The following is a 22,323-nucleotide window of genomic DNA, read 5'->3' as shown; positions in this document are numbered from 1 at the left end:
CTCGTGACGCCGGGCTAGCTGGCGACGTTCGGTAAGCGTATCCGGGTGCCCTTCGCACCGGAGTCCGCGCTCTCGACCCGGGCGTCGCCGGAGGCCTTGAGGCGCGCCATGCGCCACAGGCCCCGCAGGTCGTCCCTGGCGGTGCTCACCACGTCCACCCGGGTGTCGACGTCCTCGACCCAGTCGACCGGTACCTCGTGGACGCGCAGTCCGTTGTGCTCGGCAAGCAGCAGCAGCTCGGTGTCAAAGAACCACGCGTCGACGAACTCGCGGCGTGGGCCGCGCACCGTGCGCGCGCCGGGAGCCGGCCGGGAGCCGATCGCGAGGTCCGAGTGCCCGCTGGCCAGCGGTGCGACGAGCGGGAGCAGCCCGTCCAGGCCGGTGGACAGGTCCACGTCCATGTACGCCACGATGTCCGCGTCGCTGGCACCCCAGACGGTGCGCAGTGCGAGCCCGCGGCCCTTGCGGTCCAGGTGGACGACGCCGACGCCGGGCAGCTCGTCCGCGAGGCGGCGGGCGGTGGTGAGGGTCTGGTCGGTGCTGGCGTTGTCGGCGACGGTGATCCGCCAGGGGAAAAGGAAGCCCGCGCGCTCAGGCGGGCGTGGAGCGTGCGCAGGCAGCCGGGCAGGGCCCGTTCCTCGTTGTAGACCGGCACGACGATGTCCACCGTCGCGTTACCGGCGTGCGGGAGCACAGAGCGCTCGGCGGGCTGGAACTCGGCCGGACGCTCCGTGCGGACGGCGGATGCGGTGAGGTGGGGGTGGGAGTCCTGGCTTCCTCAGGCATGAGGGGACGGCAGACTGCGGCTCACAGGCCCTGATCCAGGGCCGCGACCTCACTGTTGCCGCCTCGACTGTGGGGGTGGGGGGAGAATGCAGGGAACTGACGGTGAGTCAGATCAATGGCCGAAATCGTTCCCGCAGTTCACTGTGAGCACGACCGCATCACGGCGTTCCGGAGTTCACCGACACCTTTGATCGAGGCGACCACCTTCATTCCCGGATGGAGGCACATCCCGGGTTCGCGGCCGGTGCGCGAGGCGGCCGGCGTTCCGGTCGTGATCAGGTCTCCGGGCAGCAGAGTGACGACGGTACTGACGTGGGCGATGACCGTGGCGACGTCGAATATCAGCTCCGAGGTGTTCGCCTTCTGTCTGACTCGTCCGTCGACGAGGCCGTTCATCGTCAGGCCACGACCACCCATCGGTGCGTCCTCGATGGTGACGAGGGCGGGCCCCACAGCGGTGGCGACGGCTGGAGACGGCCCGGCGTCGAGGACACCGCCCGGGCGACTTCGTACGGTGACGTCGTTGACCACGGTGTAGCCGGCGACGTGGCTCAGGGCGGTTTCGGCCGTGACCCCACGGGCCCGGCGCCCGATCACCAGGCCCAGCGCCACGCCCCAGTCCACGTCCTGTTCCTCGGACGGCAGGCAGATGTCGTCGTGGGCACCTACGACACGGCGGCCGTCCCGCACGCGGAACTCCGGAACGGCCGGGATGGGCCGCCCCGTCTCCCGGGCACGGGCCGCGTAGCCGGGATCGACGCTGACGACCTTGCCCGGCCGGACGATCAGTGGCGCGTACGAGACATCGTCCAGTCTGTGACGCTCTCCGGTCTCGGCGGCGGCCCGTTCCCGCCAGCCGTCGCCGGACGCGATCAGCGCTCCGACGTCCCGGTACGGCAGCACCACGCAGTGCTTCTTCTGCAGACGCGCGGCGGCCGTGCGGTCTCGTCCCAGTCGTACGGTGCTGAGCTTCACCGGTGGAACTCCTTCGGTAGGGAGAACGGACAAGGGGCCGCGTCAGGTGCTGGAGGCCGGAATGGGCAGCGGTGGGTCCGCCCGTTCCCCGGGGCATCGGGTGAACTCGGTGGCGGGACGGTACGGCAGGAGCAGGCGGAAGGTGCAGCCCTCGCCCGGCCGAGTGTCGAGCTCCAGACGCCCGCCGTTGGCCTCCGCGGCGCTGGCGGCGATCGCCAGTCCCAGGCCGGAGCCCGCCACGGCCCGCGCGGCGGAGTCGGCGCGGTAGAAGCGCTCGAAGACCCGCCGCGCGTCCGGCGCGGCGAGGCCGGCCCCTTCGTCGGCCACCTCGACGGCACAGACACGGATGCCTGGGGCCAGCGGTGGGTTGACGCTCGTACGGCCCGGCACATCCGTGCCCTGACCGTGCGGGCGGACGCGGAAGGTGCCGACGCGCACCTGGATCCGTGTCCCGGGCGGGGTGTGGAGGCAGGCGTTGGTCAGAAGGTTCGTCAGGACCTGCGCCAGCTGATGAGGATCACCGACGGCATCCACGACGTCCAGCGCGGCCTCGTCACCGGAGTCGTCCCGGCTGTCCGTGAGGGCACCGAGGCCGATACCGCGATCGGGATGGCGTACGGCGACGGCAGCGATGCTGTCGGCGGCCAGCGAGAGCAGGTCGACGGACTGCCATCGCGTCGCGGGCAGGTCCCCCAGCCTGGCCAACTGGGACAGGCTGTCGACGAGACGGCTCATGCGCTCGGCGTTCCGCACGATCAGCTGCTGCGCCTCCTGGCGTCGCTCCGGACTCATCCCCGGTTCCTGTTCGAGCAGTTCGGCGAAGCCCTGCAGCGAGGTGAGCGGCGTGCGCAGTTCGTGGCCGGCATCCCCCAGAAAGTGGCGCAGCCGCTGTTCGGACGCCTCGGCCCGGTGCAGGGCGGCCCGCAACCGGTCGAGCATGGTGTTCAACGCGCGGCTGAGGTGACCGACCTCGGTGGCCACGTGCCGGTCCGGAACACTCAGCTGCAGTTCACCATCGGCGATGCGTCGGGCGGTGCGCTCGACACGAGCCAGCGGCCGCAGTCCCAGTCGCACGACAAGATTACCGAAGACGATGACGCCGGCCGCGACGGCCGCTCCCACAACGAGGCTGAACCACAGCATCCTGGAGGTCGCGTCGTCCACCTCTCTCAGAGGCAGCGCCACCACGACCCTGGTGCCGTCGGTGCCGGTTCGGGCGATCACTCGCCAGGTGCTGCCGCCATCGGTCGCGGCGACCGTGGTGGGCCGGCCGTTCTTCAGGCCGAGGGCCGACTCCGCTCGCGGCAGCCGTGGCCCGCCACTGCCCCCGCTACCGTTCAGCGACGTGGCCAATCTGTGACCGCCGCTGTCGTAGAAATACACCCGGTAGTCCGAGGGGAGCGTGTCTTTCCCGGCGGGCTCCCCTGCTGCTGTCCGGCCGTTGGCCGCGTCCTGGTAGAGCTGGGGCACTGGCTGGAAACGGGTGAGCCTGCCGTCGACCTGGTCGGTCAGCCACGTGTGGAGCAGGGCGAGCCCCGCGGCCTGGCAGAGCAGCACCGCCGAGGTGGCCAGCAGGGTGGCCCCGAGAACAAGCCGGGCCCGGAGCGAACGCGGCTTCAGTCGCCGCAGCCAGGGCCTCACAGCGCCGCCGCTCCCCGGCCGTGGTGTTCGGCCCGCAGACAGTAACCGACGCCGCGGATCGTCTGGATGAGCTGAGGTTCGAACCGGTCTATCTTGCGCCGCAGATTGCGTACGTAGGTGTCGACGATGCGGGCGTCGCCCGCGAAGTCGTAGTGCCAGACCTGGGACAGGATCTCCTTCTTGCCCACCACACGTTCGGGCTGGGTCAGCAGACAGACCAGCAGCCGGAACTCGGTGGGTGACAGCTGGATGGGCAGGCCGGCCCGCCGCACATCGTGGGTCTGCTCGTCCAGGTCCAGATCCGCGTACCGCAGCGGCACCCGCTTGGTCCCGCCGCCCGGTGGCATGTCGCTGCGGCGCAGGATGGCGCGGATACGCAGCAGCACCTCCTGTACGTGGAACGGCTTCGTGACGTAGTCGTCGCCACCGGAGCTGAGGCCGATGATGCGGTCCTCGACGTCGGTACGGGCCGTCAGGAACAACACGGGTGTGTAGACGCCCTCCGCTCGAAGGTGCCGGGTCACCTCGAAGCCGTCGGTGTCGGGGAGACCGACGTCCAGCACGATCAGATCAGGCTGGCCGCGGCCCGCTTCGAACATGGCCCTCTGGCCGGTGTCGGCGGTGCTCACCGCGTATCCGGCGGCATGAAGGGCTGAGGTGAGCAGGGTGCGGATGCTGGGGTCGTCCTCGACGACGAGCACGGTGTGCCTGGGCTTCGCGGGCCCTGACGGCGCGATGGGCATGGAAGTTCCTTCGCTGGTACGGGGTTCGAGGTGCACCGAGAGCCCGGACGGCGTCCCACGGGGAACGCCGTCCGGGCCCCGGAGATCAGCCGGTCACCTCCTTGTCCTTCGCCAGCGCCTCGGAGCGCTCGGTGACCGTCTTGCGCAGCTTCTCGACAGCGGAGTTCAGTTCCTCGCCGTCGGCGCCGGCCTGCCGGGCCTGTTCGGCGATGCCGTCCAGGTCCTTCAGGGCGGTGCCGGAGCCGTAGAACTTCTCGTACAGCTCCTTGTACGCCTTCTTGTAGACGGAATCGAAGGCGTCCGAGTCCAGGAAGCGATCCTTCAGAGGGTGGCCCATCATGCTGCCGAACCCACCGGCTTGGCCTTGATCGCCCTGGCCGTTCTGGTCGCCGCCTGCCGCGCCGCCCGGCATGCCCGACGGCATTCCTTCCGGCATTCCTTCCGGCATTCCTTCTGGCATTCCTTCTGGCATGTCCGATGGCATTCCCTGGGGCATCCCAGACGGCACTCCCTCCGGCAGGTTCTCGGGCATCCCTGACGGCGCCCCGGAGGGCGTGTTCTGCTCGCTCTGGCCGCCTGTGCCCTGGCCGCCTTGCTCGCCCTGCCCATTGGCGGTGCCTTCGCCGCCACCGAAGGCACCGCCGATGCTTATCTCATCGTCAGGCCCCGACGTCGCGTCGCCGGTGAAGGTGAGGTTGTAGTCCCAGCCCAGGACCGAGAACTTCTTGGTGTCCAGGTCGTAATAGAGCATGTAGTTCTTGCCCGGGCCGGCCATGTCGTCGAAGTTCAGCAGCAGGTTCTGCGCGGCGAGGTACGTGGCCAGGGACTCTACGTCCACGTACTGGTCGAGCTCCTCCTCGAACTCCTTGTCCGATGCCTGGTCGGCCCACTTGATGAGCTTCATGACCGGCTCCAAGTCCTGGCTGCCGACCTTGTTGAGCTGCTCGAAGGAGGTTTCGTAGTCGGTCGGGTCGTCTCCGCGGTACTCGAAACTGCCGCCTGCCCGGGCCTTGTAGAGCACCCCGTTGCCGTCCCCGACGGACTCGGCGTACTCGGTGTCGGGGCTCTCGACCATCAGGCGGGTGGTGACCGGGCGGTTGTTGACCTTCACCGAGGTGAAGGCGTACCGCTCGTTCTTCTGACCCGTGGTGTCCGTCAGGCTCAGCGAGAGTGCCTCGTTCACCGGCACCTGGCCGTCGCTGCCGGGCCGCAGCGAGATCTCTCGTTCGCCCTGGTAGGCACGGCCTTCGACATACTCGTCGATCTTGATGAGCCAGGGCAGTTCCTCCGGCTTCTTCTCGGAGAGGTTGTACTGGGTGATCCCGCCCATGCCCCCGGCCATACCGCCGGCTCCTCCGCCGTTGCCCTGCCCCCCGGCCCCGTCGCTCTGCGACGGGGCGGGGTCGCCCTGCGCGACACCTTCGGGCATGTCCCGGCCGCCACCGGGCATGGTCCCGCTGCTGCCGCGCAGGGACATCAGGGTGGAATTCCCTTTAAGGCGGATCCCGACGTCCTCGAGATACACGCCGTCGATGGTGAGGTCGGCCTCGATGTACTCCTTGGTGCCGTCCTCCCGGAACTCCTTCATCATCTTGTCGAACTCGGTCTGGTCGTACTCGAGTTGGACGGAGTGGGACACGGACGTGTCATACAGGCCGACTGTGCCCCGCACGTCATCCGTGATGATGTCGGCCTCCACGCTGGAGGAGGAGGTGACGTACGGCGATATGCGGGCGTCGCCGAAGAAGAAGACCATCACAGCCAGACCCGCGCACAGGGCCGCGGCCGGCTTCCAGTGGTGCCGCAACCGTACGGGGACGCGGTCCCGCAGCCGCCGCGGCCTGCGTGCCGTCGCCTCGCCGCTCATCACAGGTCGGTCGTGTCGTAACCGGTCAGGACGGTGACCCGCTGGCCGGATGTGCGTTCCTGCAGCGCGATCACCAGGTCGCCGGGTTCGGTGCCCTTCTTCATGCGCACCGTGTAGAACACCTCGGTCAGCGCCCCGCCCCGGATCGTCTCGGTGCTCACCAGCTCGAACTCGCTGGTGTAGCGGATGAGGACGTCACGAATGTCCGACGAGTAGTCCTCGCCGGCCGGCACCTGGACCTTGACGACCTGGCGCTGGACGTTGAGCGCGAACCAGTTGAACTTGAACATCACGATGATGACGACGCAGATCACCACCGCGGCGACCGCGGCGAGGGTGTAGAAGCGTGCGCCTGCGGCCATGCCCACGGCCATGGCCAGGAAGATGAAGCCGACGTCCCTGGTCTCCTTGACCGCGTTCCGGAACCGGACGACGGACAATGCTCCGACCAGCGAGAATGCCCGGGCCAGGTTGGACCCGACGACCAGCATGATCAGCGCGACGATCATGCCGACGATGACGAGGGTCTGGACATAGGACTGGCTGTAGGAGACGTTGCGGTGCGTGTACCGGTACACGTAACCGATCATCGTGCTCAGGATGAACGACAGCGCCATGGCCACGACCACGTCGGTGACGCTGAACGTACCGCTGAGTTCCTGCAGATCGAAGTTCACTGTGCTCCTGCTTTCCAGGGCGCCTCGGGCGCCGACCGCTGCTGGGGCAGCGACTGCTCGGTGGGGGTGGGCGGCGGGTAGTCCGCCTCGTTGACATGGAAGACGGATCGGGGTGCCAGGCCGAACGCCTCGACGGACTGCACGTACTTGGAGATCCGGATGAGGTTGAGGTTCCGGCGTGCGGCGAGGTCCGTGATCCAGTGCGGGGTGCGCTCGTTGACCTTGATCTCCATCACCGACATGTGGGGTGGGATGGTGAACCGGTTCTCGGGTCCGGCGATGCCGAAGTGGAAGTCCCGGTCCCGGCCGCGGATGCGCCGGTCGAAGGTCACCCGCAGTCCGGTGTCAGCGTCGCGGCCGACCAGTGCCTCGCGCTGGTAGCCGGTGATCGCGGTGGGCTGCAGGTTCAGCCGTACGACCAGTTCGAGCACCTCGTGGATGAAGGCCCGTTCGTTGGGTGAGTGCTCCACCAGCTGCCGGCCGTCGCACAGTTGCCGGGCGGTGCCGTAGGGGAGAGTGATGCGGCGCTTCTGCGTGACCCGGTTGACCCGTTGCTTGATTTCCACGCAGACCGGAGACTCGTCGGTGACGCCGTCCAGGTTCCCGTAGTGGCGGATTCGCAACTTGCGCCGGAACTTCAGGCCCTCGATCTTCTCCCAGTAGAACCGCAGCTGCGGGGTGTCGTAGTACAGGCTCCATACGCCGTAGCCTCCGACCGGGCTGTTCAGATCGCGGTCCATCCGTTCGGCCAGCTCGTCCCGGATCTCGGCCGCCTCCTCGACCGGCACGAGGTACTTCAGCTCGAACCGGTTGAACGCGTGGAGCCTGCTGGCCACGTGCAACGGCTGCTCCCCCGCCGGGTCCTGGTCCTCCTCCTGGCTCGGGGACTTCCGCCATGTGGTCACCGGTAGTGCCACTATGCGCCTCCTTCGTCGTACGGCCCGGTCGGGCGACGCAGCACACGAAACCGGCGGGACGTGAGAAGCCACTGAGAATTGCGGGGTAATTTCAGGAGTATCTGACGTGACCATCTGGTGAACTGCGCGCGTTGGCAGAAGCACCAGTGCGGGCAATTGCCGCATTTAGTTGACGTGTGACCGTCGGGCTACAGGACCCGGACCGTCACGTGACGACCTCGTCCTCGTCAGTTCGCATTCCGTGCCGCGCCCTCACGGCTCTCTCGCCGTTCTCCGCGCCATGTGCAGGGCGTCGCGGTCGTAGCGCAGAGGCACCCGGGCGACGTCCACACCAGCGGACCTACTCGCCGGCACGGCGGAAACGTGGTCGCCCTGAGAGGGGTTCCCGCGAGCAGATCCACCTCTACGGCTGCCGCCGTGGAACCGACCGACGACGAGGGCGTCGTCCACGTGACCTTGCTGGCCGAGAAGCCCTCCCGCCAGAACGCGCCGAGCGCCTACGCGGTCATCGGCCAATTCGTCGCCGACGGCACAGTCCAAGGCGTCGACTTCGACGGCCGCATCACGGCACCAGCGACAAGGCGGACCATCTGTGCACGATGGTTCAGCTGGCCTGCGACAGCCCACACTGATGACACGTTCGTACGCGGTCACGTACCTGGCGCGTGACTCGCATAGCCGGGCGCACGTGTCAGCGGGGAACAGGGGAACCCGACGATCGTTCTTCTCAGCTCCCCCTTCCATCATTTCCGCTTCAGCGCCGCGGCCTCACTCGTATCAGGTCCTGTATCACCGGCACTTGGAGTCACCGGATCCGTTCCGGGGCCATTGCCGTCGGACAACCTCTTCTCCGGGAGGAGGAAGGCCAGCACGAGGCCGAAGGCGAACAGCGGGGTCATGTAGCGGAACACCGGGGTCAAGGCCTGTTGGTAGGCGAGGATCACGGCTTCCTGGATCTTGTCCGGCAGTGCGTGGACGAGGGCCGGGGTCAGCGAGTCGGTCGAACCCACGACCTTGGCGTCGGCGGCCGAGAGCCGACTGGTGAGCTGATCGGTGAGGCGGTGCGTGAACACAGCACCGACCGCGGCGGTGCCCAAGGTGGCGCCGATCTCGCGGAAGAAGTTGTTGGCGGAGGTGGCGGTGCCGACGTCACTCGGCGGGAAGGCGTTCTGCACGGCCAGGACGAGGTTCTGCATGATCAGGCCAACGCCCGCACCCAAGAGGAACAGGTATCCGCAGACGACCGCGATCGAACTGCCGGTGTCCAGGGTGGACATCAGCCACACGGTGACGCCGGCGACCGCGGTGCCGAGGATCGGGTAGATCTTGTAGCGGCCGGTCCGGCTGATCAGCTGCCCGGACGGGAGGGCCGTGGCGATGATGCCGACGACCATGGGGATGAGCAGCAGTCCGGACTCGGTCGCGCTCTTGCCATACACCATCTGCAGGTAGGTCGGCATATAGCCGATGACCGCGAACATCCCGACGCCGATCACGACCATGCCGAGCAGCGTGGCGATGTTGAAGATCCGGCTCCGGAACAGGCGCAGCGGGATGATCGGTTCGGCCGCGCGGCTCTGGGAGAACAGGAACAGGGCCCAGGCGGCGACGGCGCCTGAGGCGAGGCCGAGGACCAGCGGGTCGGTCCAGGCGTAATCGGTGCCGCCCCAGTCGGCGACGAGCACGGTGCAGGTGACGGCGACTGCCATCAGCGTGATGCCGAGGTAGTCGATCGCGACCTTGACGCTCCGGCGGGGCAGGCGCAACGCGAACGCGGCGACTGCGAGGGCAAGCGCGCCCAGCGGCAGATTGATCCAGAAGGCCCAGCGCCAACCCACACCGTCGGTGAACCAGCCGCCGAGCAGCGGTCCGGCAACCGAGGAAAGGCCGAAGACGGCACCCATCGGCGCCATGTACTTGGCGCGCTGCCGCGGCGGCACCAGGTCGGCGATGATCGCCTGCGCGGTGATCATCAGGCCCCCGCCGCCGAGGCCCTGTACGGCACGGCCGATGATCAGCACGGTCATGTCCTGCGCCATGCCCGCGGTCGCGGATCCGGTGACGAAGACGACGATGGCACCCAGGAAGAGCGTCTTGCGGCCCATCAGGTCACCGAGGCGGCCGTAGACGGGCATGGCGATGGTGGCGGCCAGGATGTACGCGGTGGTCACCCAGGCCATGTGGTTCACGCCGTGCAACTCGCCGACGATGGTCGGCAGCGCGGTGCTGACGATGGTCTGGTCGAGCGAGGCGAGCAGCATCGCGGTCATCAGACCCGCGAATATCAGGCCGAAGTGTTGCGGAACCCCGGAGAAGCCCTGCTCCTCCGTCTCCGCCGGGTTCAGTCCACTCATGAAGTTCCTCAACAACGAAGGGGGACAAGGTCACACAAAGGGCGGGGATCAGTCGGCCGACAGGGTGCGGAGGAGTTCCATGGCCCGCTCGACGTACGGGATCGGAGAGTCGTCCTCGGCGCTCTGCGGGACCTCGCGCGACCAGCGCTCCAATCCGGTGCGCACCGCGGCCAGCGCGAGTGCCGCGATAAGGCTCGGCACCTCGTCCTCCGGTCGCTGCCCCATCCGCTGGGCGACCGCGTCGGCGAGGGACCTCTGGAAGCCCTCGATACGAGCCAGCAGCGCGGCATGGATGGGGGGATGCGTCTGCGCCAGCGCGAAGACGTCGTGCATCGTCGCGCGCTCGGGCGAGTTGTCGGCCATTTCCCGCAGGAGCAGCCGGGTCACATCCGCGAGCACCTCCCTGGGTGACGCGGCGCCGGCCGCGACGAACTCCGCGGCCAGCGCCGGGGGCACCTCGGTCGGCCCCAGCAGCAGGGCCGCCTCCTTGTTCGGGAAGTAGTTGAAGAAGGTACGGGGCGAGACCCCGGCCTCCGCGCTGATCATGTCGACGGTGATCTTGTCGAAGCCGTGCTTCCGGGCCAGCCGCAGTGCGGCCCTGTGGATTTCCAGCCGCGTCTCGCGACGCCGTCGGTCACGCAGACCTTCACCCTGGGGAGTCATGGAACAATTCTTGCATGCTCTGCAAACTTTGCGGACTATGCAAGATATGCCGCTGATTCGATACCTGAGCCGCCGTCCGTACCGCGATCGCGGTACGGACGGTTGCCGCACCTGGGTGACGAGCCGTCGCCGTGCCGCCACCTACGCTGACGCCATGCGAACGATCGGCCGACGCGGCAGAGCGGCGGTCCACGGCCGGCTGAGGGAGGCTCGCCTCGTCGGATGCGTGGGCCTGACGTCCTTGGCGACCGCCTGCGGTGATCCGACCCGGTTTCCCGGGTGGCCCACCCCACTGGACATCGTCTTCGCCTGCCTGGCGAGCGCCGTGCTGCCGGCCCGCCACCGCAGTCCGCTCGGGGTGCTTGGGGCGGTCTCCGCGCTGTCCGTGGTCCATCAGGCCGGTGGAGGCCCGTTCGTCCCCTCGCTGCCTCCGCTCATGGTCGCCCTGTACACCGTCGCGCTCCGCTCCGGTCGGCGCCAGGCCTGGACCGCCGCCGCACTGACCATGGCCGCCCTGTCCCTGACGGCCATGTTCTTCCAGGCCGGGCCGCTGCTGGGTCCACAACGCGTGGGGGCCATTGCCTGGATGGGCCTGGCCACGGCCGTCGGCGACTCGGTCCGCAACCGTCGCGCCTACGTGCGGGCTCTAGAGGAACGGGCCGACCGGGCCGAACGGACCCGCGAGGAGGAGGCCGCCCGCCGTGTGGCCGGGGAACGGATGCGGATCGCCAGAGAGCTGCACGACGTCGTCGCCCACGAACTCACGCTGATCAACGCCCAGGCCGGCATCGGAGTCCATGTGGGACGGGGCGATCCGGTCCAGATGGCCGAACTCCTCGAGGCCATCAGAGACGGTTCGAAGGGCGCACTCGGCGAACTGCGTTCCATCGTGGGGCTACTGGGCCAGCCCGGGGACCCGGTGGCGCCACGCGAGCCCAGCCCAGGGGTAGGCCGGCTGGAGGACCTCGTGGTCTCCTTCGACCGGGCCGGACTGCGGGTGGCCGTGGACCGGGAGGGACAGGAACGGCCGGCGCCGTCCGCGGTGGACGTGGCGGCGTACCGGATCGTCCAGGAGGCACTGACCAACGTCCGCAAGCATGCGGGGGTGGACACCGCGCGGGTACGGCTGCGCTACGGCCACGACGCGCTGCACGTCACCGTGGAGGACGACGGCAACCCGCTTCGGCGTCCGGGTGAAGGGGACGGCACCGGACGTGGCCTGATCGGCATGCGCGAACGCGCCGCCGCGGTGGGCGGGAGCACGGCGGCCGGTCCGCGCCCCGGCGGCGGGTTCGTCGTGGAGGCGTGGCTGCCGCTCAGCCCCGCGCGCGTCCCGGTACGTGAACGAGTGGGGAACGAGGGCGACCAGTGACGATCCGGGTCCTGCTGGCGGACGACCAGGCGCTGCTGCGCGGCATGCTCAGACGGCTCGTCGACAACACTCCGGGCATGGACGTGGCGGGCGAAGCCGCGGACGGCGCGGAGGCGGTCGAGCTCGTACGAGCGAGGGGCGCGGACGTGGTGCTCATGGACATCCGGATGCCCGGAACCGACGGCATCGAGGCCACCCGGGCCATCACCGCGGATCCGGCTCTCGCCGACGTGAAGGTGCTGATCCTGACCACGTTCGAGATCGACGAGTACGTCGCCGAGGCGGTGCGGGCGGGAGCGAGGGGTTTCATCGGCAAGGGGGCCGACCCGGAGGACCTGCTGGCGGCGATCGAGACCGTCGCGGCCGGTGAACCCATGTTGTCGGCGGCGGCGACGGCCGCCCTCATGGCGCGTTTCCAGGCCCATGCCCCGCGTCACTGGGCGAAGGAGACGGAGCGGCTGGCGGAACTCACGCCCAGGGAGCGCGAGGTGCTGGTTCTGGTGGCGAGCGGCCTGACCAACGACGGCATCTCCCAGCGTCTCCGGCTGAGCCGACATACCGTCAAGACGCATGTCAACCGGGCCATGACCAAGATCGGCGTCAGTGAGCGCGCGCAACTCGTGACGCTCGCCTACGAGAGCGGCTTGGTGGAGCCGGGCGAGATGCTCTAGAAGCGCGTGGGTCCTCGGACGCGGTAGGACACCGTACGGATAACGCGTCCGCGGTAGGCGAAAAGCACCGCGAGCGGCTGACGACCGTGCGCCCGGGTGCGGGACAGGCTGGGGCACGCCGCCCCGAGGCCGGGCGAATCCGGCCGGGAGGGCTCGTACGACTCCATCCGTTCCCAGAAATGAGACCCGTCTCGATGTCCTGGCTGTCCCGGATCAGTCTGGCCAACCGCAAGTTGGCCGCCCTGATCACGATCATCGTCGTCGCCTTCGGGGCGTACGCCGCCTCGTCTCTCAAACAGCAGCTGATCCCCAACATCTCCTTCCCCGCAGTCACCGTGACCGCCACCTACGCCGGAGCCTCACCGCAGGTGGTGGAGGACCAGGTCGTCAAGCCGATCGAGGACGCGGTCAAGAGCCTGGACGGGGTCGAGACGGTCACCTCCACGTCCCGACAGGGCTCCGCTTCCGTCCAGCTGCAGTTCGACTACGACGCCGACGTCGCCACCAAGGCGAACGAGGTCCAGCAGGCACTCTCGAAGGCCTCCACGCAACTGCCCGAGGCCGTCGACCCCCAGGTCCAGAAGGGCAGTTCGGACGATCAGCCGACGATGACGCTGGCCGTGACCTCCGACGAGGACCAGCAGGACCTGGCGAAGATGCTCGATGACAAGGTGGTACCCGAGTTCAAGGCCGTCGACGGAGTCAACCAGGCCACGGTCACCGGGGAGCGCGACCGGGTCGTCGTCATCACGCCGGACGTCGGCGAACTTGAGGACAACGGCCTTTCCGTCCAGTCCATCAAGAGTGCGCTGACGACGAACGGCTCGGCTTCTCCCGGCGGGTCCGTGAACTCCGACGGCAAGTCGCTCAGCATCCAGGTCGGCGGTGCCCTGACCTCCGTCCAGCAGATCAAGGACCTGTGGCTGAGCACGGACTCCGGTTCCGGCAACGCCTCGGGGGCGAGTGGCATCAGCGGAACGCCGTCGACCGGATCCTCCGCTTCCACCGGCGGTTCCGCCTCTCAGAGCCCCGTACAACTCAAGGACGTGGCAACGGTCGAGCTGAAGGACTCCGACGCCACCACGCTGACCCGGACCGACGGCAAGGAGAGCCTCGGCGTCTCGATCACGATGGACCAGGACGGCAGTTCGTCCTCCATCTCCGAGGACGTGCGCGGCAAGCTGTCCGGGCTGGAGAAGGACCTCGGCCATGACGCCCGGATCACCGTCGTCTCCGACAACGGCCCGCAGGTACGGCAGTCTGTCGTCGGCCTGTTCGAGGAGGGCCTGCTCGGGCTGCTGATGGCGGTCGTCGTGATCGTCCTCTTCCTGCGCTCCGTCCGCTCCACCCTGGTCACAGCCGTCTCGATCCCGCTGTCCCTGCTCATCGCGCTGACGGCGCTGTGGATGAAGGACTACTCGCTCAACGTCCTCACTCTCGGCGGCCTCACCCTGGCGGTCGGCCGGGTCGTCGACGACTCGATCGTGGTCCTGGAGAACATCAAACGGCACCTCGGCTACGGCGAGGACAAGCGCACCGCCATCCTGACCGGGGTGCGCGAGGTGTCCACCGCGGTCACTCTCTCCACCCTGACCACGGTGGCGGTGTTCGTCCCCATAGCGCTGGTCAGCGGGCTGGTCGGGGAGTTGTTCGGCCCGTTCTCGATCACGGTCGTGGCGGCGATGCTGGCATCGCTGCTGGTCTCACTCACGATCGTGCCCGCGCTCGCCTACTGGTTCCTCAAGCCACCGAAGGAGGCCGAGGGCGCCGACCCGGAGGAATTCCGCAGGAAGGTCGAGGAAGAGGAACGAAGCGGCGCGCTGCAACGTGCGTACGTCCCCGTCATCGACTGGGCCGTCGGTCACCGCAAGTCGGTCCTCGGTATCGCGGCCGTACTGCTCGTCTTCACCTTCAGCCTGGCCGCCGGCCTGAAGACGAGCTTCCTCGGCGACTCCGGTTCGGACTCGGTGAGCGTCACCCAGACCCTGCCCGAAGGCACCAGCCTGCAAGCTACCGACGGGGCTGCGAAGAAGGTCGAGAAGGCCATCTCCGCTGTCGACGGGGTCGACTCCTACCAGGTCACCATCGGCTCCTCGGGCGGCTTCGCCGTCATGGGCGGCGGCAGCAGCGCCAACAGCGCCTCGTACAGCATCGCTCTCAAGGACGACGCCGACTCCTCGACGGTCGAGGACACGCTGCGGGACAGGTTCGACGACCTCAAGGGCGCCGGTGACCTGACGGTCGGCTCCAACAGCGGCATCGGGTCCAACAACGACATCCAGGTCGACGTCAAGTCCGACGACGACACGGACCTCAAGACCGCCACCGACAAGATCGAGAACGCACTCAAGGGCGTCCGGGAGGTCACCGACGTCAGCAGCGATCTCTCCACCCAGTCACCGCAGATCAGCATCCGGGCCAAGGGTGAGGAGGCTGCCTCGTACGGACTGGGCGACACGAGCATCGCCTCGGCCGTCAGCGAGGCCGTCCAGGGCAGCACCGTCACGCAGATCACCGTCGACGGCTCGACGCGCGACGTGCTCGTCAGCACCACCTCCACCGCGCCGAACAGCGTCAGCGCCCTCAAGTCGCTGACGATCTCGACCTCGCAGGGAGAAGTTCGGCTGGACAAGGTCGCCACGGTGACGCAGACCGAGGCGCCGACCAAGCGACAGCGCGTCGACGGCTCCGGGGCCGCCTCCGTCACGGCCACCCCGGTCGGAGACAGCACCGGCACCGCGAGCACAAAGGTGCAGCAGGCGATCGACAAGCTGGACCTGCCGTCGGGCGTCACGTACGAGATGGGCGGCGTGACGGCCAGCCAGGGCGACGCCTTCAGTCAGCTCGGCCTGGCGATTCTGGCCGCGATCGCGATCGTCTTCCTGCTGCTGGTCGGGGTTTTCCGCAGCATCCGCCAGACCCTGGTGTTGCTGGCCTCCATTCCCTTCGCCTTCACCGGCGCGTTCGCCCTGCTGCGCATCACCGGCGCTCCGCTCGGCGTGGCAGCGCTGATCGGCATGCTGATGCTCATCGGGATCGTGGTCACCAACGCCATCGTGCTGATGGACCTCGTCAACCAGTACCGGGCGCAGGGCATGAGCATCGAGGAGGCGGTCCGTGAGGGCGGTCGTCGCAGGCTCCGCCCCATCCTGATGACCGCGCTGGCGACCATCTTCGCGCTTCTCCCGATGGCCCTTGGCATCACCGACTCGGGTGGCTTCATCTCCACCCCACTCGCCGTGGTGGTCATTGGCGGTCTCTTCAGTTCCACCCTGCTCACCCTGGTCCTCATCCCGACCCTGTACACGATGGTCGAGACCCGGCGCGAGCGCCGCGCACAACGCCGTGCCCGCCGGGCCGCGCGGAAGGCCGCTCCGGCAGCACAGGAGGGCCCCACGCTGCAACCGCAACCGTAAATGCTCCGTCAAGAACGCCGTGTGTCCTGCGGTCCTGGTGCATCGGGCCGCAGGACACACCTGTCGATGAGCCGAGTCACCGGTCCTCCTGTCCGGCGGAAAAGACCCAGCAACACCCTCAGCTCCAGAGCTCTGCGCGCCGGTCGAGAAGGAATGTCAACGGCCATTTGTAATCCCCGGTGGCGGCCAGATGTCCCTCGCACAGTCATCACCACAGGCCCTGCGGAGGCGTCAAAGGCGTGGATCACCTCGGGCCGGGTTCCGGGCAGCAGGAGCGCGCGGGAGCGTTTCTCGAAGCTCCGGTCGGTGGCGGTGAGGCGGCTGTGGTGCTGGGGGGGAGATACTCGGCCCAGGAACCGACCAGGTAGTTCTCGATGAACCGGCCGGGTTCGTTGCCATCCTGGAACAGCCCCCAGGTGAGGGCACCGGTCCGGCGTTGGGAACGGGCGACGTGGTCCATGGCGTCGATGAACGCGGCGCGATCTCCCGGCGCGACCTGGTAGACCACGGAGACCAGCACCGGACCGTCGTTCGGGCCGGGCTCGAAGACCAGAGGCGGGGTGGGCCAGTGGTCGGAGAGCGTGGGGTCGATGCCCTCCGACTTCCTGCTGAGCAACGGCGATCTCCTCGGCAGTCGCCCCACTCAAATCGGTGTCCGTGGCCCACTCCAGGCGCGACAGCAAGTCGGCCAGAGCCTGCTTTTGAGCGGGATGAGTGACCGGCACAGAGTCGAGGTCCGTGCTCATCAGCCAGTCGAACAGCACGATGGCATCCGCACGCCACAAGCGCACCGTCACGGTCGGGAGATCGTCTTCCGTCCGCCAATGGTGTCCGGTCGACGGCAGTGCCTCGACCAACCCGCACGACCCCGGGGGTCGATTTTCCGGGACTCGCAGGTGTTCAACTTTGCGAGAGCGTTGACAGGCCTGGCCCAGCGGACGGTCGGCCGCGGTCAGCGTACTGCCGGTGGTCGGCATGCCCGCCTCGGAGGCCACCCTACTGGTGACCGAATTGCGAATAGACCGGCGGCCTACCGGACGATCTCTCGTCCTGCGAAACGCCGCAGCCCCAGCGGTCCTGAAAAACCTGGCCTCGACGGTTGAGTAACCACGGGTGAGGACCGCGCGGCAACAAAGCACCCCGTCGATAGCGCGAAGCGGCGTGTGGGTACCTCCGCCAGCAACCCCTGCGGGGCTCCGGTCGTTGACGTGCTCGGCGTACCAGGCGGACACGCCGCGTACAACTGCGGCACACGGCCTCCTGCTTGCCCTGGCTTCGACAACCGCGAGCACACCACGCAGGTCGGAAGGACAACGACTTCTCATGCGGCGAGGCGTGCGGCGAGGGCTTTGGCCTTGGCGGCCGCGTCCTGGTGAGCGCGGTCGCGGGAGGTCTCGAAGAGCGGGATCAGTTCGGCCATGGCCGGGTTGTGGGGGGCCATGGTCAGTTCCGGGACGATGAAGTCGACGTCGAGACTGAGGGTGTCGGCGAAGATCGCCGTCAGGTAGTTCACGACGTACTCGTAGGGCTCCTTCGGGGTGCCCGGCCTGTAGGAGCCGCCCCGGCTGGCGACGACCGTGACGGGGGTGCCCTGGGCGGAGGGGGTCTCGCCCGAGGTGCGGCCGAAGAGGATCACGTTGTCCAGCCACGCCTTGAGCGTCGACGGGATCGAGTAGTTGTACATCGGGGCGCCGATCAGCAGCGCGTCCGCCTGCTCCAACTCCTCGATCAGCTTGAGACGTTCGGCGAAGGCCGCGGCCTGCCCCGGCGTGTGGGCGTCCGGATCGGCGAAGCCGGCGGTGTGGGAGTGGGCGGTGATGTGCGGGACCGGGTCGGCAGCGAGGTCGCGGTAGATCACCGTGCCTTCCGGGTGCTGCTCCTCCCAGATCCTGCGGAAGGTCTCCGTCACGGCGCGGGAGGCGGAGGCGCCGCTCGCGAACAGGGAGGAGTCGATGTGCAGCAACGTGGCCATGACGTATCTCCAGTAAACCAGTAAGGGGGTGGCATGAAGGGGTGGGCACCCGCGGCGGGTGCCGCGGGGCTCGTGGTCGGTGAGGCCCGGGGGGGGTGGTCAGGCCTGCGGTTGAGGGCGCAGGACGCCGTCGGGGTCGTAGCGCCTCCACAGGTCGGTGACGCGGGTGCCGGTCGGTCCGGGGTAGGCGCGTGCGAACGTGGCCTCGTCGGGGGCGCTCTCGAAGTTCACGTAGGCGCCGTCGGTGTGCCGGGCGAGAGGGGCCCAGGCGGCGGCCAGCATCGCGCGGTCGTCCGGCGGGAAAGCCGAGGCGACGACGAGGGTGTTCTGGTGGCGGTGTGCGAACGCCATGGCCGAGGGGGCCGGATCGTGGGTCGCGCCGCCGAGCGACCGCAGCTGGATCAGGACCGGGTCGGGGGTGGCCGCCGCCGTGACCAGGGCGCGAGCGGCGCCCGGGGTCATGTCGGTGAGCAGTCCGTTGGTCGTGCTGGACGGCATCTGCCCAGCGTTGGCGTGCAGATGGAGCGAGGGGACCAGCTCCGTGTAGGGGACGACGTGGGCCTGCTGGGCCGTCACGTCGCCGATGCCGAGCAGCGGTTCGACGACGTCACGGATGACGGACGGACTGTCCGAGGACACGACCGCGGTGATGAACGCGGCAGTGGTGGCGCCCTGCGAGGACAGCATCACCGCCGTCGAAAGCTCGCGTGGCGCCCGCGCCATGACGTCGGCCCAGCGACGCAGCGTCTCCCCCGCCGGGTCCACTGCCGCGACCAGTTGCGCATAGCCGATGTCACGAAGCTCCATGGCCTCGATCTCGAAGGCCACCGCGATCCCGGCTCCCGCGCCGGCCCCGCGCATCACCCAGAGCAGGTCGGGCTCGGCATCGGCGTCCGCGCGTACGAACGTTCCGTCGGGCAGGACGATCTCCACGGCACGGATGTGGTCGACGGTGAGTCCGTACTGCCGTACCAGCCAGCCGACGCCGCCCCCGGTGGCGATGCCGCCGACGCCGACGTTGCCGTGGTCGCCCGAGCTGATGGCGAGCCCGTGCGGGGCGAGCGCCTGGGCGACCTGGGCCCAGCGGGCACCCGCCTCGACACGGACCAGTCGGGAGCTGCGGTCGAGGACGTCGACCCGGTGCAGCGCGCTCAGGTCGATGACGAGCCCGCCTTCGTTGGTGCCGCTGCCGGACAGGCCGTGCCCGCCGCTGCGGACGGCCACCCGAAGCCCCGTCTCCCGCGCGAACCGCAGCGCCGCCGAGATGTCGCCCGCGGATTCGGGAAGTGCGACGGCTGCCGGGCGTCCCACGGTGGTGTAGGTGGAGCGGAGCAGCCCGTAGCGCCGGTCGTCGCGGGTGACCACCTTGCCTGCCAGTTCGGCCGGCACGGTGTCGAGGGTGGCGCTCATCGTCCGCTCCGGACAGCGTCGACGCGCTGGCGTACGGCGGGCACGATCTCGCCGGCGAAGAGCGCAAGCTGCCGCTCGGGATCGGTGGCGGGCCAGAACACGAAGGTGTCGAAGCCGAGTTCCACGGCCCATTCGGTGAGGGTGTCCACCCACCGCCGCACATCGCCGACGAGCCCGGGGCCGTCTCCATGGTCGCCGATCACGCCGATGACGTTGTAGACGCGGCGCAGTGTCCTCGGGTCGCGGCCCGCGTCGGTGGCCGCCTGGTCGATGATCCGCTGCCGTGAGGGCACCTCCTGCGGCGGAACGTAGATGTTCAGCGGAGAGATCCAGCCGTCGGCCACCCGGCCGGTGACCGCGAGCATCCTGGGCTTCTGGGCGCCGAGCCAGAGCTCGACGGGCTTCGGGGGCACCGGTCCGGCGCGGTAGCCCGCGACGGAGTGGTACTGACTGTGCAGTTGTACGGCGCCTCCGGACAGGGCCGTGCGCAGCAGCCCCAGGGACTCCTCGGCGAACGCCACCATGTCCTGGCCGCGTCGTGCCGGTCCGCCCATCGACGCGATGGCATCGGGGATGCCACCCCCTCCGAGACCGAGCTGGATCCGTCCGTCGGTGAGCACGCTCAGCGACGCGGCGGCCTTGGCAAGCATCACCGGCGGCCGCAGCTGCAGGTCGGCGACGTCAGTGAGGAAGGAGATGCGGTCCGTGACCGCGGACAGGTGGGTGATCAGGGTCCAGGCGTCGAGGTGACCGGGCTGGTAGGGATGATCCTGGATGGCGAGATGGTCCAGTCCCAGGTCCTCCGCCGTCCGGGCGAGGCGCCGGGCCTCGGGCCATGTCCCGGCGGAGGGGTCGAGGCTCAGTCCGAAGGAGAGTGGGCGCTGGTAATCGGTCATGCCTCTACGGTGCGCCGGTCCGCCCCAACGGCAAAACAATAGGTAAGGCGCTAATCTTTTGTAAGTGGACACCATTCATGACGACACCTGCCCCGCTTCGGCGAGTACCGGGCAGTGATCGACGGCATCTCCGACCGGCTCCTCTCCCAGCGTCTGAAGGAACTCGAGACGGTGGACCTCATCGAGCAACCCGGCCATCCCACCAACCCGTACAGATCCGCTGCCAACTCGCCCCGGACGGCCAAGCATTGGTGAACCGCCGGATGCTGATCTCGGGTTGGACAGGCCTTCACCGGCGAGCCCGGCCGTCCGCGGTTCTCACAGGGTCGTCAGATCGGTGCCGGTCTCGACGGTCCGCTCGCGGGGCGCCCTCCCCTTCGGCCCGCAACCAGGTTCCGGCTCACCGATGCGCCTGCACGCCCCGTCAATCCCCTGGCCTCGAAGAGGCTTCAGCGGCATCGGGATCCGTGGAGCCCCCGAAGTATCCCGAGTCGAATGGAGCCGATTCACTCTCGGTGGTTCCGGGTCCGCGCGCCAAGATGTGGTGGTCGACGGCGGCGACCACCGCCAGCAGAACCACGACGGCGGTCACGCCTGCCCAGCCCGCGAAACCTGCCGTGGCCCCCAATGGCACCGCGCAGGCCGCCCCGACCATGCGGTCGACGATCCGTCCGCTTCCCAGCAGACCACGGTAGATCGCGTGCCCGACGAGGAAGACCGCGGTACCGGACCCCAGCCACCACCGGTTCGCATGCCCCTCGAAGTGGTGGATGGCGTCCGTGATGCCGGCTGCGACAAGGATGATGCCGATGATCATCACAAGGTGCGCGCCTGTGAACGCGTAGTAGGCCAGCATCTGTCGCCGGTGCTCGGACGCCTTCTTGAATTCGGACTCGGCCCGGACCTCGTCACCGTCGAAGTACACCCACCACAGACCCGACGCAACCGCGATGCCCAGTGCCACCCCCAGCGCCAGGGAAGCGTCCACCGGGTGGTTCTCCGAGCCCTCCGCGCCGATCCCGATGGCCACCACCGATTCGCCCAGCACCACGAGCAGCAGCAGGGCATGGCGTTCCACGAAGTGATGCGGCTCGATGACGAATCCCCGGATGCGCCCCAGAAACGGCGAGAGGTAGAGGACCGCCACCGCCGCTGCCCAGGAGACCCAGCCCCATACCTCTGGCAGATGCGGCGCGATAAGTACGAGAACGCCGGCGGCGGCGTTGAACGGCGCGTTCCGCAGGATCGCCTGACGAGCGGAGGGAACGCTGGCCGTGACATACACGAGGCAATGGATGGCGACCACGGCGAGATACGCCAGAGCGAAAGCCCAGCCCTCGGGTTCGAAGGCGTACGGCACATCCAAGCCCATGATGAAGAACGCCACCATCGCGAGCGTCAGAAGGAGGCGTACGGGCACCGCGTCGGGCCGCACCGCGTTGGTGAGCCATCCGAACCCGCTGAACATCCACCACGCGACGACCATGGGGAAGAGGCCCTTGAGGAGGCCCTCCCAGCCAGGATGCGTCTCCACCGCATGCGTCACCTGGGTGACCATGAAGACGAACACCAGATCGAGAAAGAGCTCCGGCGGCGTCACTCGACCGCTGGCACCCTCGGAATTCCACAGGCGCCGACGCACAGGGAAAGTAGTGGTCCGTCCCGTTGCCCTCATGGCTGTTCTCTTACCTCCGCGGCACGTCGGACGGCCCACTCGTCGCGCGACGCCGACCGCCGCGATGAACAGACTCTGCATCACGATGCTCAGTCCTTACAAGGGCCGCTTCGGACTGCCGCACCGACCCTGCCGACCGCACGCACGCGGCAGGTGACGACAACGTCTCCGGGTGCTACCCGGAGGTGATCGGTCACCGGCGGGCGCCAGGAGCGCTGCCGCCGTGGCCATTCCGTCGTTTCCTGCAAAAGCCCTGATCACTCGGTGACCGGTACCACCGGGCCGGTC

General features: G+C 68.6%; 18 protein-coding genes and 1 pseudogene. 5 read left to right on the top strand and 14 right to left on the bottom strand.

Going from position 1 to position 22,323, the window contains the following annotated elements; genetic code table 11:
• Nucleotides 1-74: 74 nt before the first annotated feature.
• The 7 genes and pseudogenes from AC5DRG_RS49735 to AC5DRG_RS49705 all read right to left on the bottom strand — a co-directional run.
• Nucleotides 75-694 (bottom strand): annotated as a pseudogene (locus AC5DRG_RS49735) (glycosyltransferase); the annotation flags it as partial.
• A 230-nt stretch (nt 695-924) separates the two neighbouring features.
• A complete protein-coding gene (locus AC5DRG_RS49730) occupies nt 925-1,761 on the bottom strand; it encodes a fumarylacetoacetate hydrolase family protein (protein WP_491806951.1) in 837 nt (278 codons plus the stop codon).
• Between the two features lie 42 nt (nt 1,762-1,803).
• Nucleotides 1,804-3,402, bottom strand: coding sequence for a sensor histidine kinase (locus AC5DRG_RS49725; RefSeq protein ID WP_491806950.1), 1,599 nt, complete (start codon nt 3,400-3,402; stop codon nt 1,804-1,806).
• Nucleotides 3,399-4,145: a response regulator transcription factor gene (locus AC5DRG_RS49720; RefSeq protein ID WP_491806949.1), complete on the bottom strand. Its 747-nt coding sequence runs from the start codon at nt 4,143-4,145 to the stop codon at nt 3,399-3,401. Before AC5DRG_RS49720 ends, AC5DRG_RS49725 begins: the two co-directional genes overlap by 4 nt.
• An 85-nt stretch (nt 4,146-4,230) precedes the next feature.
• Nucleotides 4,231-6,012 carry a CotH kinase family protein gene (locus tag AC5DRG_RS49715; protein WP_491806948.1) on the bottom strand — a complete coding sequence of 594 codons (1,782 nt, stop codon included), beginning with the start codon at nt 6,010-6,012 and terminating at the stop codon, nt 4,231-4,233.
• A complete protein-coding gene (locus AC5DRG_RS49710) occupies nt 6,012-6,689 on the bottom strand; it encodes a DUF4956 domain-containing protein (RefSeq protein ID WP_491806947.1) in 678 nt (225 codons plus the stop codon). Before AC5DRG_RS49710 ends, AC5DRG_RS49715 begins: the two co-directional genes overlap by 1 nt.
• The gene (locus tag AC5DRG_RS49705) at nt 6,686-7,531 is read right to left on the bottom strand and encodes a polyphosphate polymerase domain-containing protein (RefSeq protein WP_491813376.1); all 846 of its coding nucleotides are present in this window, start codon (nt 7,529-7,531) and stop codon (nt 6,686-6,688) included. The genes AC5DRG_RS49710 and AC5DRG_RS49705 overlap by 4 nt, the downstream gene beginning before the upstream one ends.
• A 492-nt stretch (nt 7,532-8,023) precedes the next feature.
• On the opposite strand from AC5DRG_RS49705, the gene AC5DRG_RS49700 reads away from it, so the two are divergent.
• Nucleotides 8,024-8,275 carry a hypothetical protein gene (locus AC5DRG_RS49700; protein ID WP_491806946.1) on the top strand — a complete coding sequence of 84 codons (252 nt, stop codon included), beginning with the start codon at nt 8,024-8,026 and terminating at the stop codon, nt 8,273-8,275.
• A 74-nt stretch (nt 8,276-8,349) separates the two neighbouring features.
• Here AC5DRG_RS49700 and AC5DRG_RS49695 read toward each other — a convergent pair whose 3' ends face one another.
• Entirely contained in the window at nt 8,350-9,960 is a 1,611-nt protein-coding gene (locus tag AC5DRG_RS49695; protein WP_491806945.1) for an MDR family MFS transporter, read from the bottom strand.
• 48 nt (nt 9,961-10,008) lie between these two features.
• A complete protein-coding gene (locus tag AC5DRG_RS49690) occupies nt 10,009-10,623 on the bottom strand; it encodes a TetR/AcrR family transcriptional regulator (RefSeq protein ID WP_491806944.1) in 615 nt (204 codons plus the stop codon).
• Nucleotides 10,624-10,777: 154 nt separating this feature from the next.
• On the opposite strand from AC5DRG_RS49690, the gene AC5DRG_RS49685 reads away from it, so the two are divergent.
• The 3 genes from AC5DRG_RS49685 to AC5DRG_RS49675 all read left to right on the top strand — a co-directional run bounded on the left by AC5DRG_RS49685 (nt 10,778) and on the right by AC5DRG_RS49675 (nt 16,082).
• Nucleotides 10,778-11,995 (top strand): sensor histidine kinase, encoded by a 1,218-nt coding sequence (locus tag AC5DRG_RS49685; RefSeq protein WP_491806943.1) that lies wholly within the window; start codon nt 10,778-10,780, stop codon nt 11,993-11,995.
• Nucleotides 11,992-12,666: a response regulator gene (locus AC5DRG_RS49680; protein WP_491806942.1), complete on the top strand. Its 675-nt coding sequence runs from the start codon at nt 11,992-11,994 to the stop codon at nt 12,664-12,666. Before AC5DRG_RS49685 ends, AC5DRG_RS49680 begins: the two co-directional genes overlap by 4 nt.
• 194 nt (nt 12,667-12,860) lie before the next feature.
• Nucleotides 12,861-16,082 (top strand): efflux RND transporter permease subunit, encoded by a 3,222-nt coding sequence (locus AC5DRG_RS49675; protein WP_491806940.1) that lies wholly within the window; start codon nt 12,861-12,863, stop codon nt 16,080-16,082.
• Between the two features lie 244 nt (nt 16,083-16,326).
• Here AC5DRG_RS49675 and AC5DRG_RS49670 read toward each other — a convergent pair whose 3' ends face one another.
• The 4 genes from AC5DRG_RS49670 to AC5DRG_RS49655 form a co-directional block, all read right to left on the bottom strand.
• On the bottom strand, nt 16,327-16,698 hold the full coding sequence (locus tag AC5DRG_RS49670; protein ID WP_491806938.1) for an MFS transporter: 372 nt from the start codon (nt 16,696-16,698) through the stop codon (nt 16,327-16,329).
• A gap of 705 nt (nt 16,699-17,403) precedes the next feature.
• Nucleotides 17,404-18,054: an FMN-dependent NADH-azoreductase gene (locus AC5DRG_RS49665; RefSeq protein ID WP_491806937.1), complete on the bottom strand. Its 651-nt coding sequence runs from the start codon at nt 18,052-18,054 to the stop codon at nt 17,404-17,406.
• 99 nt (nt 18,055-18,153) lie between these two features.
• Nucleotides 18,154-19,464: an FAD-binding oxidoreductase gene (locus AC5DRG_RS49660; RefSeq protein ID WP_491806936.1), complete on the bottom strand. Its 1,311-nt coding sequence runs from the start codon at nt 19,462-19,464 to the stop codon at nt 18,154-18,156.
• Nucleotides 19,461-20,360 (bottom strand): LLM class flavin-dependent oxidoreductase, encoded by a 900-nt coding sequence (locus tag AC5DRG_RS49655; RefSeq protein ID WP_491806935.1) that lies wholly within the window; start codon nt 20,358-20,360, stop codon nt 19,461-19,463. Before AC5DRG_RS49655 ends, AC5DRG_RS49660 begins: the two co-directional genes overlap by 4 nt.
• 87 nt (nt 20,361-20,447) lie before the next feature.
• On the opposite strand from AC5DRG_RS49655, the gene AC5DRG_RS49650 reads away from it, so the two are divergent.
• Nucleotides 20,448-20,615, top strand: coding sequence for a winged helix-turn-helix transcriptional regulator (locus AC5DRG_RS49650; protein WP_491813375.1), 168 nt, complete (start codon nt 20,448-20,450; stop codon nt 20,613-20,615).
• 169 nt (nt 20,616-20,784) lie between these two features.
• Here the strand turns inward: AC5DRG_RS49650 and AC5DRG_RS49645 are convergent, their stop codons facing one another.
• Complete coding sequence (locus AC5DRG_RS49645) at nt 20,785-22,002, bottom strand: low temperature requirement protein A (RefSeq protein ID WP_491806934.1); 1,218 nt, start codon at nt 22,000-22,002, stop codon at nt 20,785-20,787.
• Nucleotides 22,003-22,323: the final 321 nt, after the last annotated feature.

Source organism: Streptomyces sp. JLBG701, from assembly GCF_058544905.1.
This window is presented reverse-complemented; position numbering and strand designations above follow the sequence as displayed.